Annotated in this window: 13 protein-coding genes and 1 tRNA gene; 6 read left to right on the top strand and 8 right to left on the bottom strand. The window is 58.9% G+C overall.

Annotation, left to right across the window (positions count from 1 at the left end; genetic code table 11):
* Window position 1 precedes the first annotated feature (1 nt).
* The 6 genes from ALP8811_RS06150 (at window position 2) to ALP8811_RS06130 (ending at window position 5,619) form a co-directional block, all read left to right on the top strand.
* Window positions 2–1,075, top strand: a complete 1,074-nt coding sequence (locus ALP8811_RS06150) for a methyltetrahydrofolate cobalamin methyltransferase (protein WP_108856263.1) — start codon at window positions 2–4, stop codon at window positions 1,073–1,075.
* Window positions 1,076–1,314: 239 nt separating this feature from the next.
* Window positions 1,315–1,437, top strand: a complete 123-nt coding sequence (locus tag ALP8811_RS16490) for a hypothetical protein (protein ID WP_281260696.1) — start codon at window positions 1,315–1,317, stop codon at window positions 1,435–1,437.
* 203 nt (window positions 1,438–1,640) lie between these two features.
* Window positions 1,641–2,810 (top strand): CaiB/BaiF CoA transferase family protein, encoded by a 1,170-nt coding sequence (locus tag ALP8811_RS06145; protein ID WP_108856262.1) that lies wholly within the window; start codon window positions 1,641–1,643, stop codon window positions 2,808–2,810.
* 114 nt (window positions 2,811–2,924) lie between these two features.
* Entirely contained in the window at window positions 2,925–4,967 is a 2,043-nt protein-coding gene (locus ALP8811_RS06140; RefSeq protein WP_108856261.1) for an ASKHA domain-containing protein, read from the top strand.
* Between the two features lie 53 nt (window positions 4,968–5,020).
* Window positions 5,021–5,094, top strand: a tRNA-Gly gene (locus ALP8811_RS06135).
* A gap of 18 nt (window positions 5,095–5,112) precedes the next feature.
* On the top strand, window positions 5,113–5,619 hold the full coding sequence (locus ALP8811_RS06130) for an acyl-CoA thioesterase (RefSeq protein WP_108856260.1): 507 nt from the start codon (window positions 5,113–5,115) through the stop codon (window positions 5,617–5,619).
* Here the strand turns inward: ALP8811_RS06130 and ALP8811_RS06125 are convergent.
* From ALP8811_RS06125 to ALP8811_RS06090, 8 genes are all read right to left on the bottom strand, one after another.
* A complete protein-coding gene (locus ALP8811_RS06125; protein ID WP_108856259.1) occupies window positions 5,606–6,406 on the bottom strand; it encodes a hypothetical protein in 801 nt (266 codons plus the stop codon). The two genes, ALP8811_RS06130 and ALP8811_RS06125, sit on opposite strands and share 14 nt — an antisense overlap.
* Window positions 6,400–7,224 carry a sulfite exporter TauE/SafE family protein gene (locus ALP8811_RS06120; protein WP_108856258.1) on the bottom strand — a complete coding sequence of 275 codons (825 nt, stop codon included), beginning with the start codon at window positions 7,222–7,224 and terminating at the stop codon, window positions 6,400–6,402. Before ALP8811_RS06120 ends, ALP8811_RS06125 begins: the two co-directional genes overlap by 7 nt.
* 8 nt (window positions 7,225–7,232) lie before the next feature.
* Entirely contained in the window at window positions 7,233–8,240 is a 1,008-nt protein-coding gene (gene dusA / locus ALP8811_RS06115; protein ID WP_108856257.1) for a tRNA dihydrouridine(20/20a) synthase DusA, read from the bottom strand.
* Between the two features lie 70 nt (window positions 8,241–8,310).
* Window positions 8,311–9,078 carry an SDR family oxidoreductase gene (locus ALP8811_RS06110; protein WP_108856256.1) on the bottom strand — a complete coding sequence of 256 codons (768 nt, stop codon included), beginning with the start codon at window positions 9,076–9,078 and terminating at the stop codon, window positions 8,311–8,313.
* Between the two features lie 96 nt (window positions 9,079–9,174).
* On the bottom strand, window positions 9,175–10,917 hold the full coding sequence (locus ALP8811_RS06105; RefSeq protein WP_108856255.1) for a SulP family inorganic anion transporter: 1,743 nt from the start codon (window positions 10,915–10,917) through the stop codon (window positions 9,175–9,177).
* A gap of 47 nt (window positions 10,918–10,964) precedes the next feature.
* Window positions 10,965–11,294, bottom strand: a complete 330-nt coding sequence (locus tag ALP8811_RS06100; protein ID WP_108856254.1) for a protein tyrosine phosphatase family protein — start codon at window positions 11,292–11,294, stop codon at window positions 10,965–10,967.
* A 9-nt stretch (window positions 11,295–11,303) separates the two neighbouring features.
* Complete coding sequence (locus ALP8811_RS06095; RefSeq protein ID WP_108856253.1) at window positions 11,304–12,191, bottom strand: MBL fold metallo-hydrolase; 888 nt, start codon at window positions 12,189–12,191, stop codon at window positions 11,304–11,306.
* Window positions 12,192–12,230: 39 nt separating this feature from the next.
* A complete protein-coding gene (locus tag ALP8811_RS06090; RefSeq protein WP_108856252.1) occupies window positions 12,231–12,674 on the bottom strand; it encodes a DUF6691 family protein in 444 nt (147 codons plus the stop codon).

Here is a 12,674-nt window from a genome sequence, read left to right as displayed (position 1 = left end):
AATGACCCGTACCATCGTCGAAAGCGCGACCAAAACCTCGATCATCGGCTTTGACCAGCCGTTCTCGGTGATCGGCGAGCGCATCAACCCGACTGGCCGCAAAATCCTAAATGAAGAGCTGGAGCGCGACGACTTCAGCCGGGTCGAGCGTGATGCGCTTGCGCAGGTTGCCGCTGGCGCGACCATCCTCGACATCAACTCGGGCGCTGTGTTCTCGAACAAGATGGCCGAAGATCCGCGTTACGCCGACAACAACTTTGTCGAACCGGATCTGATGCGCAAACTGGTTGAAACCGTACAAGCCGTCACCGACTGCCCGCTGTGCATCGACTCGTCGGTTCCCGGCGCGCTGGAAGCAGGTCTGGAAGCCGCCAAAGGCCGCCCGCTTCTGAACTCGGTCACCGGTGAAGAAGATCGTCTGGAGCTGGTTCTGCCGCTGGTCAAAAAATACAACGTGCCTGTTGTGGCGATTTCCAATGACGACACCGGTATTTCGGAAGATCCGGAAGTACGCTTTGCCGTCGCCAAGAAAATCGTGGAACGCGCTGCAGATTTCGGCATTCCCGCGCATGACATCGTCGTTGACCCGCTGGTCATGCCGATCGGCGCGATGGGTACCGCTGGCCTGCAGGTGTTTGAACTGAACCGCCGTCTGCGCGACGAGCTGGGCGTGAACACCACCTGTGGCGCCTCGAACATCTCGTTCGGCCTGCCCAACCGCCATGGCATCAACAACGCGTTCCTGCCGATGGCGATGGCGACCGGCATGACCTCGGCGATCATGAACCCGATCGCCCTGCCCGTTGGTCCCAAGAAGCTGGCCGAGAAGAAGGCCGAGATCGAAGCAAAGGGCATCGTGGTTCCGGCAGATATGGATGACGAAACCTTCTGCCAGCTCTTCGGTCTGGGCTCGACCAAGCCGCGCGCTGGTAAGGAAATGGAGGCCATCCGCGCTGCCAACTTCCTGACCAACAACGACGAAGGCGGGGCCGAGTGGATCAAGTTCAACTCGACCAATGCTGGCGCCGCAGGTGCTGCTGGTGGCCGTCGCGGCGGTCGTCGCCGTCGCGGCTAAAACGCGTCCCCAGAACACAAGAAAAGGCCCGCCACTTTGGTGGGCCTTCTACTTTACGTATATGTAAACCATGGAAAAACTCTAGATAAACCGGACTTTGACTCCCGCTGGGTTGCTTCATCGTCCAACTTGCCTATCATTTACTTTGCTTGCAGCTCCGCCCCTAGGATCACGACATTTCGGGGATCACGGAATTCTTGCAATTACCTTTTAAGACAGAAAACATCGGAGTTTTATCCATGAAAGTTACTGCCACACTTCTTTTGATTGCAATGACAACCCTCGCTGCCTGCGCTACCGAGCCGGAACCCGCCCCCATCGCGGCCGAGCCCGTTTATGACAAAATGGGCAACCCCATGTAATTGACGCACTAGCAAAGCAAAAGCCCGCGCCTATCGCGGGCTTTTTCGTGCGTTGGTAAGGCAACCTGACATACAGGCACCTGCCGACAAACTTTCTGCATCCCGCGCAGAAAATGATCCAGACACTTTGACTTCACTCAAAGAAACCACCATGACGCGAGCGATAACTGCCCATAGTGCCCGTGAATCGAAGGATCTAGATCGTGTCGAAACTCAACTGCCCTCCGCTTTCGGACATTACCATACTGGACCTGACGCATGTGTTGGCGGGGCCCTATTGCTCGATGATCCTGTCGGATCTGGGAGCAAAAGTGATCAAGGTGGAACAGCCCGATATTGGCGATGACACGCGGCATTTTCCGCCGTTCCGTGACGGTCACAGCGCCTATTTCGCCACCATCAACCGGGACAAGCAGTCCATTGCCCTAAATCTGAAGGATGATACCGACCGTGCCGTCTTCGAACGGCTTCTGGCACAAGTCGATGTGGTGATGGAAAACTACCGCCCCGGCGTCATGGAGCGTTTGGGCTATGGGTGGGACACCCTGTCAGCACGTCATCCGCATCTGATCTATGGCGCGGTTTCGGGTTTTGGGCACACCGGACCGGACGCATTGAAACCGGCTTATGACATGGTGGCGCAAGCACGTGGCGGCGTTATGTCGATTACGGGCGAAAAAAATCGTGAACCAGTCCGCGTGGGGGCTTCGGTCGGCGATATTGTCGCCGGCATGTTTCTGGGTCACGGGTTGCTCGCCGCACTGTATCAACGCGAGAAGACCGGCAAGGGTCAGAAGGTCGATGTGGCGATGCTGGACAGCCAACTGGCCATCATCGAACATGCCATCGCCATCACTGGCGAAACCGGCGTTCCGCCGGAACCCTCGGGGGCACGCCATCCCTCGATCGCCCCGTTCGAAACCTATCACACGGCAGATGGTCTGATGGTCATCGCCTGCGGCAACGATGTCCTATTCAGAAAGCTGTGTCAGGTCATCGGCAAACCCCATTGGGCCACCCGTCCCGAGTTTGAAAACAACCTTGCCCGCTGCGAAAACGTGCAGCTTTTGCGCCGTCGGATCGAAACCGTGACCTTGGGCCACCCGCGTGCGCATTGGCTTGAGATCCTGACAGCCGAAGGCATCCCCTGTACGCCAATTCAAAACGTGGCCGAGGCAATGCAAGACCCACAGATCTTGGCGCGGAACATGGTCAAACACCTGCCTGCCCCCGATGGCGGAAAGCCCTTCGTCGCTGCAGGAAACCCAATCAAAATGAGCAGCGTCGACGACACACGCACGCCCGGAGCAGCGCCTCTTTTGGACGGGGATCGCGACGCAATTCTGGATTGGCTGGCCGAACAAGAGCGCTGATCCCCATGCACGGGCAAAAAACGGCGTTTCCAGACTATTTATGCCGCAAGCAGGCATTGCGCCTGCTTGTGGGTTCCTTAAATTGATTGAAAATCAACAGGAAAGACGCGCGCAATGTCTCAGGATCCTTTGGTCATCTTTACCCCCTCTGGCAAGCGGGGTCACTTCCCGGTTGGGACGCCCATTCTGACAGCCGCCCGCCAATTGGGCGTCGATCTGGATTCGGTCTGCGGCGGCCGTGGCATCTGTTCGAAATGTCAGGTCACGCCCAGTTTTGGCGAATTCCCCAAGCACGGTGTCACCGTCGAGGAAGGCGCTCTGTCCGAATGGAACAAGGTCGAGCAGCGCTATGACGACATTCGCGGACTGCCGAAGGGCCGCCGTCTAGGCTGTCAGGCAACAGTGCAAGGCGATGTGGTTGTCGACGTGCCGCCGGAAAGCCAGGTCCACAAACAAGTGGTCCGCAAACGGGCCGAGGCCCGTGACATCACGCTGGATCCGGTCGTGAAGCTCTACTATGTCGAGGTCGAAGAACCCGACATGCACGAGCCTTCGGGCGATCTGGAACGTCTTGTCACTGCACTTGAAGAGCAATGGGAAATCAAAGGTGTACGCGCCGACCTTCACATCCTCTCGACCCTGCAACCTTGCCTGCGCAAGGGCGAATGGAAGGTGACCGTCGCCGTCCATCTGGGCGACGAAGAAAACCCACCCCGCGTCATGCATGTCTGGCCCGGTTATCACGAAGGCACAGTCTATGGCATGGCCGTGGACCTTGGATCGACCACCATCGCCGCGCATCTGTGTGACATGTCGACGGGCGAGGTCGTGGCGTCCTCAGGCCTGATGAACCCGCAAATCCGCTTTGGCGAAGACCTGATGAGCCGCGTCAGCTACTCGATGATGAACAGCGACGGCGCGCAGGAAATGACCACTGCGGTGCGCGAAGGTATGGACGCCTTGTTCACCCAGATCGCTGCCGATGCCGAGATCGACAAATCCCTGATTATGGATGTAGTCGTGGTCTGTAACCCCGTCATGCACCACCTGTTCCTTGGCATTGACCCGTTTGAACTGGGACAAGCGCCTTTTGCGCTGGCAACCTCGGACGCGATGCGTTTGCGTGCATCTGATGTGGACCTCTCAATTCACCCGCTTGCCCGCCTTTACATGCTGCCCTGCATTGCGGGTCATGTGGGTGCGGATGCGGCCGCCGTCGCCCTATCCGAAGCCCCTGACAAATCCGAGGATCTCGTGCTGGTCGTAGACGTGGGCACCAATGCCGAGATCCTGTTGGGCGACAAGGAGGGCGTGCTTGCCTGTTCGTCCCCCACCGGCCCTGCCTTTGAAGGCGCGCAGATCAGCGCAGGACAACGCGCAGCCCCCGGCGCCATTGAACGGGTCGAGATCAACCCCGTCACCAAGGAACCACGGTTCCGCGTGATCGGTTCGGATATCTGGTCTGACGAAGACGGCTTTGCTGCGGCGACGGCCGTAAGCGGTGTCACCGGCATCTGTGGCTCTGGTATCATCGAGGTGATCGCAGAAATGCGCATGGCCGGGCTGGTAGACGCAGGTGGGCTGATCGGATCGACCGAGCAAACGGGAACAGACCGCTGCTTTGCGGATGGCCGCACCAACGCCTATCGCCTGTGGGATGGGGACGAAGATCAGAAACCGATCACCGTCACCAATGGCGACATTCGCGCCATCCAGATGGCTAAGGCGGCGCTTTATTCCGGCGCGCGTCTTCTTATGGATAAACGTGGTGTGGACAACGTGGATCGCGTGGTGCTGGCAGGCGCGTTTGGCGCGCATATCTCGGCCAAGCACGCGATGGTTCTGGGTATGATCCCGGATTGCCCGCTGGACAAGGTAACCTCTGCTGGCAACGCAGCAGGCACTGGGGCGCGTATTGCACTTCTGAACCGTGCCGCCCGTGCGGAAATCGAAGATACTGTTCGCAAGATCACCAAGATCGAAACCGCCGTGGAGGCCAAGTTCCAAGAGCATTTCGTCAATGCGTCCGCGATGCCGAATTCCTCGGACCCGTTCCCGATCCTACGGACGGTGGTCGAGCTGCCGGAACCCAGCTTCAACACCGGTGGTGGGGACGAAGACGGTGGGGGCCGCCGTCGCCGTCGCCGTCGGGGATAAGCCTGATAATCGCTTGAACTTCCCAACCCCTTGGCGTAGCCCAAGGGGGTAAGGCGGGTGTAGCTCAATGGTAGAGCAGCAGCTTCCCAAGCTGACGACGAGGGTTCGATTCCCTTCACCCGCTCCAATCCCCCAATGTGATTGTATGTCCGAGGTTTTCATGTCCGATCCGCTTCCAAACATTCCCTTGGTCACCCCCCTGAACGCCCAGCAATTGAAGACCGCTGGCGTGCCGGAAGGCTGGAACTTTGGGCAAGCAGACCGGGTGCGCTTTCACGAACTGGACGCGCTGAACCATGTAAACAACATCGTCTATCTGCGCTGGTTCGAGGATATTCGCATCCCCTATTTCCACGCGCATGCGATCACCAGCTACGACTCGGAAAACGATCCTCAGGTTGTGCTGGCCACTAATTTTGCCCGCTATTTCAAACCGATGTTTCTGAGCGAAACCTATGTGATCGCCGCGCGCGCCGCCAGTTTCCGCAACAGCTCGTTCGTGCTGGAATACGGGATCTTCGTGGACGGAGAGCTGCGGTGTGGCGGTGAAACCGTTGTGGTCACGTTAGAACACGACGGCAAAACGAAACGCCCACTTAGCGCTCAAGTCATCGCCGCTCTGACGGCTGACGGAGCCTCTAAGGCAGAGTAAGCCACTCACGTACACCACCGGGCAGATCTGGGCGGAAATAGGCGATCATGCGCCCCTCTGGCGGCGCTTTGGCCTCGTCTTCCCATGGAGCAACCCCGTGCAGGGTGAAACGATCCAGCAGATAGGCCTCGCCCGGGTTGGCATGCACCACAAGGCGCGGGCAAGTTTCAAACACTTCGCGGCGTGCGGCTTGATAGGCCTGAGTGACATCGTGGCGGCGCAGCTGATGGTCTGACAAGTCTGCGAACGCGGCTTCCATCGCCTTACGCATGATCAGGTGGCTGCCTTCCCACAGGACCAGCGGGCTGGCGGCCTCATCGGTCCTGTTCAGAGGAATGCCAATGACATAGGCATGTGCCTCGTCCACACAGCGCCTTCCGCCCGGCAGCTCTGCCTTCAACCCGTCCAAATGCGCGGCATCGCGGTCTCGGCGATAACGAAACGCTGCCTCACTGTCCTGCGGATCAGGCTGGGGATAGCCCGGATAAGTGATCGATGCTTGCGCCTTATCCAGATCATGCCAGCCAAAGCGCATATCGATGAAGTCACGCAATGGGCCGGTCAAAGCGGGACCACCGCTCACCCGCCCTGCGCTGTCATTGTCGATGGCATTCACACCAACAAACCAAGTTCCGCCCGCGCGCAACCAATTGGCGATCTGGTCGGGATCATTTCGGGCCTTCAGCGCAAGCGGATAGACATGCTCACCCCAGCGCACGATGGCGTCGTCATGGGGAAACCTGATCCACCCTTTGCGATCAAACTCTGCGCGCAGGGTGTCTACCATCCCAATGCTTTACGCAGCATATTCAGCGCAACCAGTGTCAAGAACACAGCAAACACGCGTTTCAGAGGTTTAGGGTCCATTGCATGGGCCAGCTTCACCCCCAAAGGCGCGGTGAACAGGGTCATCGACACGATCAGCACGAAGGCGGGAATGTTCACGGCCCCGATGGTCCATGGCGGTCGCTGCGCCGGGTCAATCTGAACGAACAGAAACCCAAGAACGGATGGAACTGCAATTAGCACACCAAACCCGGCAGCCGTCGCAACCGCTTTGTGAATGGGCCGCCCGTGGAGGGTCATCAAGGGCACACCAAAGCTGCCGCCGCCGATCCCCATCAGGACAGACAAAAAGCCTAGTACGGGGGCGAACATCGCAACACGCGGGCCTTTGGGCATATCCTCGGCCAGACGCCAATGGGCTTTGCCTAGACCGAGATAAGCTCCGATACACAAGCCCAGAACGCCAAAAATGGCTTGTAAAACAACAGATTTCAGACCCGAGGCCACAATAACACCGATCAGCGCGCCTGCTGCAATGCCCGGCGCCCAAGCCTTCAAGATCCCCCAATCCACCGCGCCCTTCTTGTTATGCGACAGGACCGAGCGCACCGAGGTCACGATGATCGTCGCAAGCGAGGTCGCGAGACAGATCTGCATCAGCTGATCCGAGCCATAGCCAAGCGCCGAGAACGCATAGAAGAACGCGGGCACCAGAACGATCCCGCCGCCCACGCCCAGAAGCCCAGCCAAGACACCCGCAAAAGCCCCAATCGCGGCCAACAACGCGGTCATGGGAAGAAGCAAGGATAGATCGGGCATGGGTGGCCTCAGTCAGCGGGGATATGTTCAGGCACAGATGACAGGGCTTCGGCGACCAGCGCAACCCCTGCCCCCGGTTTCGACGCCCCTTCGGACAGGATACGCCGCCATTTCCGTGCGCCGGGGCGCCCGGTGAAAATGCCCAGCATATGACGGGTGATCGAATGCAGACGGATGCCCTCGGCCATGCGCGTTTCGATATAGGGATACATCGCCTCGACAACCTCATGCGCTGTGCGCGCGGGCGCGGTGTCGCCAAAGATCGCCTGATCTGCGCCCAACAATACGGTTGCCGGGTCGTGGTAGGCGGCACGGCCGATCATTACCCCGTCCATCACATCCAAATGCGCACGGGTTTCATCCAACGTCGTGATGCCCCCGTTGATCGACAGATGAAGATGCGGAAACTCCTCTTTCATGCGGTGGACCAGCGGATAGTCCAAGGGCGGAATATCCCGGTTTTCCTTCGGGCTGAGCCCCTGAAGCCAGGCTTTCCGTGCATGGACGGTGAAACGATTGACGCCTGCGTCCGAGACCTTTTCAAGGAAGTCCGGCAGCACAACTTCAGGGTCTTGATCATCCACGCCAATGCGGCATTTCACAGTGACTTCAATATCTTGTGCCGCATCTTTCATGGCAGCCATGCAGTCTGCCACCAACCCGGGATCGCGCATCAACACAGCACCGAACGTGCCCGACTGCACGCGGTCCGAGGGGCACCCCACGTTCAGGTTCACTTCGTCATAGCCGCGCTCGACACACAGCTTCGTGGCAGCGGCCAGCTCTTTCGGGTCCGACCCGCCAAGTTGAACAGCGATGGGATGCTCTTCGGTGTTGTAATCCAGAAGATGCAGCGCGCCTCCCCGCACCAAGGCGGGTGCGGTAACCATTTCCGTATACAAAAGCGTGTGACGGCTCATCAGCCGGTGGAAATATCGGCAATGGCGATCCGACCAGTCCATCATCGGGGCGACGGACAGGCGGGCGGCTTGGCGTATGATCGATTGCGTATTCATCGCGCGCTACATAGGGGATCTGCGCGCGGGATGCCAGAGGGCGGTCGCCCGCCCCCCGGGCCAATAACTCTTAGCGCGGCGCCATGCGCACGGCACCGTCCAGACGGATCACTTCACCGTTCAGGAACGAGTTTTCGACGATGTGGCGGACCATGCCCGCGAACTCGGCAGGATCACCAAGGCGCGAGGGGAACGGAACTTGAGCACCAAGGCTGTCTTGAACCTCTTGCGGCAGACCGGCGACCATCGGGGTTTTGAAGATACCCGGTGCGATGGCCATCACGCGGATGCCGTCGCGCATCAGGTCGCGCGCCATCGGCAAGGTCATGCCAACCACGCCGCCCTTCGAGGACGCATAAGCCAACTGACCGACTTGGCCGTCCATGGCTGCGATCGAAGCGGTGTTTACGATCACGCCGCGCTCGCCGTCATCCGTGACCGGGTCAGCCATCGCCATGCCGGCGGCGGCTTGGCTGGCGCAGTTGAACGTACCGATCATGTTTACACCGATGACTTTGGCATAAAGGCCCGCGTCGTGCGGTTCGCCTTTCGACTGGGTCTTGGCGGCGGGTGCGATCCCGGCGCAGTTCACCATCACACGTTCTTGGCCCAACGCCGCGCGCAGCGTCTTAAAGCCTTCTGCAACGGATGCAGGATCCGACACGTCCACTTTGGCAAAGGCACCGCCCAGCTTCTCTGCCATGGCCTGTCCGGCCTCTTCATTCAGGTCAAAAATGCCAACCTTGGCACCTGCGGCGGCGAAAGCCTCGGCGACGGCGCCGCCCAGACCGGATGCTCCGCCCGAGACGGTGACAACGGTGTTTTCGGTGATCTGCATAGGGAACCCTCCGTAAATGTTGGATCGGCCCTAGCAAGAATTGTACAAGCGTTCAATAAATCTGACCACCCTGCCCCGGATGACGCAGCGTCGCCCCTAGTTCACGGGCCCCAACGCACGCATTGCAGCGTATTGGGTCAGATAGACATCCCCGGACAGGTGATCCAGAAAATCAGTGCGTTGCAGGCGGTCCATGACAGGGCCCTTAACCTCGGACAGGCTGAGTGTGATGCCGCTGTCGGCAAGCTGCCGATCCAGCTCTTCCAGCGTTTCAAGCGCGGACAGGTCGATCTCGTTAACGGCCGAGCACATCAGAACCACATGTTTCAGCCCTCCACGACCGGTGCGCTCTAGCAAATAATCCTCGATATAACGCGCATTGGCGAAATAGAGGTTTTCGTCCAGCCGCAGTGTGACAAGTTCGGGATGGGTCTGCACATTGTGCCGGTCGATGTTCCGGAAATGCTGGGTCCCCGGGACCAGACCGACCTCGGCGATATGCGGACGCGAGGTTTTATAGAGGTAGAGCACGATCGACAGGACCACGCCGGCGGACACGCCAATCTCAACCCCGAACCCCAAAGTTAGCAGGATCGTGGCCAGAACAGCGGTGAAATCCGCGCGGTGATAGCGCCATGTGGATTTCAGGATGTGAAAATCCACCAGCCCAAGCACGGCGACGATGATGGTCGCGGCGAGCGTCGCTTTCGGGAGGAAATACAGAAGTGGTGTCAGGAACATCGCCGCCAACAAGATCCCGATGGCTGTGAAAGCCCCAGCGGCGGGCGTCTCGGCGCCCGCATCGAAGTTCACAACCGACCGGGCAAAGCCGCCGGTCACCGGATAGCCACCGGATACAGCCGCAGCAATATTTGAGGCCCCAAGGCCCACAAGTTCCTGATCAGGTACGATGCGTTGACGTTTCTTCGCGGCCAGTGTCTGTGCGACCGAGATCGACTCGACGAACCCGATAATCGAGATCAGAAGCGCCGACCCAAACAGGCTGGTCCACAGATCCGCATCAAAGCTGGGCATGGTCAAAGGCGGCAGCCCTTGCGGGACATCACCCACGATGGCGACACCTTTCGACTGCAGATCAAAACCCCAGCTGATCAATGTGGTCACGACCACGGCACCCACGGGGCCAGCCTTGGCCAGACTTCCCGCAAGACGATCACCAAGCCCCAGGGACATCAAAAGGGGTTTCAACCCATTGCGCACCCAAAACAGGAACACGACAGATCCCGCGCCAATCAGCAGCGTGATCAGATTGGTCTGCCCCAAATGGGCCAAAAGCGACCCGATGAGTTCGATCAAAGAATGCCCGTGTGCCTCTACACCCAGAACGTGCTTCAGCTGGCTGGTTGCAATCAGCAAGCCCGATGCGGTGATGAACCCTGCAATCACGGGGTGGCTCAGGAAATTCGCCAGAAAGCCAAGACGGAACACGCCCATGACCAGCAAGATCAGGCCAGACAGAAACGCCAAAGTAATCGCGGCCGCGATGTAGTCAGCCTGACTGGCCAGCTCGAGATTGCCAATGGCAGCGGCGGTCATCAGGCTGACCACGGCGACCGGGCCAACGGCCAGTGCCCGAGACGTCCCGAAAATCGCATAGGCAACCAAGGGCAGGATCGAGGCATAAAGCCCCATCTCTGCCGGAAGCCCTGCCAAAAGCGCATAGGCCAGCGACTGCGGGATCAGCATGATCGTCACGATCACCGCCGCCAACAGGTCGGCAGAGAACGCCCCCTGATCATACCGGCGCCCCCAGTCAAGAATTGGCGCATACTGTCCAAGGGCAGCGCCACGCGCCGCCATAGCCTTGATCACATTCATGGCAAATTTCCGTTTATTTCAAGCCAGTTGGCAGATGCCAGACCGGATCAGCTGTTGGAGAGAGTCCACAGGATTTCGCATCGCGTACCGGTTCGGCAATAGGCAAAGACCGGACCATCTGCGGCCGCCATTTCGACCAGGAATGGCTCTCGCATGGCGATTGCATCTTCTCGCGAGCTCACGGGCAGAAAGGCCGTCTTCAACCCCACGGCTTCGGCCGCAGCTTGGACGTCTGCCCAATTGGGCTGCCCCGGATCCTCACCATCCGGGCGGTTGCACATCAGCAGAGTAAACCCCTGATCGCGAATGGCTTGCACATCTTCGATCGCAATCTGATGGGACACCGTGATGGTGTCATCTAGTTTCCTGGTTTGCATTGGAACCTCTTAAAGCGCGTTTACGGGAACCTTCAGGAAGGTTTTTCCGTCCTCATCTGCGGGGGGCATCTCGCCCGCACGCATGTTGACCTGTAGCGATGGAATGATCAGGCGCGGCATGTCCAGCTGAGCATCCCGCTCGGTGCGGAACTTCACGAATTCTTCGCGCGTTTTCCCGGCACCCACATGAATGTTGTGCTCCTTTTCATCGGCCACAGTGGTTTCCCACTGAATGTCACGGCCATTGGGGCCGTAGTCGTGACACATGAATAGACGGGTTTCGTCAGGCAGAGCCAGAACCTTCTGGATCGAGTCATACAAGATACCTGCGTCCCCACCCGGGAAGTCGGCACGGGCCGAGCCACCATCCGGCATGAATAAGGTGTCCCCCACGAAACCAGCATTCCCGATCACATGCACCATACAGGCGGGCGTGTGACCCGGCGTGTGCATGGCAAAAACGTCCATGTTGCCGATCTTGTAGGTATCGCCATCCTCGAAAAGGGCATCAAACTGGCTGCCATCGCGCTGGAATTCGGTACCTTCGTTGAAGACCTTTCCGAACACGTCCTGCACAACAGTGATCTGACTGCCAATGCCGATCTTGCCGCCCAACTGCTCTTGAATGTAGGGCGCGCCCGACAAGTGGTCAGCATGGACGTGCGTTTCGATCAGCCACTCCAGCTTCAGCCCTTCGGCCTTGATATACGCGATGATCTCATCGGCATGCTCATGCGAGATACGGCCAGCGGCATAATCAATGTCCATGACGCTGTCGATTACCGCACAAGCATCCGAGGTCGGGTCCTTGACCACATAGGAAATCGTGTTCGAATCCGGCTCGAAGAAAGCTTTCACTTCGGGGATCAGGTCGGTGTTTACGGGATAGTCAGTCATGACATGTCCTTTCCTTGGGGCCCGGATTAGGATCCGGAGTTAGCTTGCTGGTGCGGCGTCGCGCTGGTGCGCGCTGCGCTGGATCATGTAGCGGGCAATGAAGATACCCACGATAAATGAGGCCGTGAAAATCAGAACGTCCGGGTTGCCGGTCGAGATCACGGGAAGCGAGGCACCCGGGCAAAAGCCAGCCAGTCCCCAGCCCAGTCCAAAGGTGAAGGATCCGCCAACCAGACGGCGATCAATCAACTTGGTGCCCGGCAGCGTGAACGCATTGCCGAAGATAGGTTTTGGTCCGCGAAGAACCAGAAAGTAACCGGGAGCGGTGACCAGAATGGCAGCGCCCATCACGAAGATCAGGCTTGGATCCCAGATGCCCGCGAAATCGAAGAAGTTCAGGACTTTAGCCGGATTGGCCATGCCCGAGATTGAGATACCAAGGCCGAAGATCAGGCCGATGACATAGATGACGATCAAATGCAT

The organism is Aliiroseovarius pelagivivens (assembly GCF_900302485.1).
Taxonomy (GTDB): Bacteria; Pseudomonadota; Alphaproteobacteria; order Rhodobacterales; family Rhodobacteraceae; genus Aliiroseovarius; species Aliiroseovarius pelagivivens.
The sequence above is the reverse complement of the archived record's forward strand: the minus strand, read 5'-3'. Positions and strand labels throughout refer to the sequence as shown.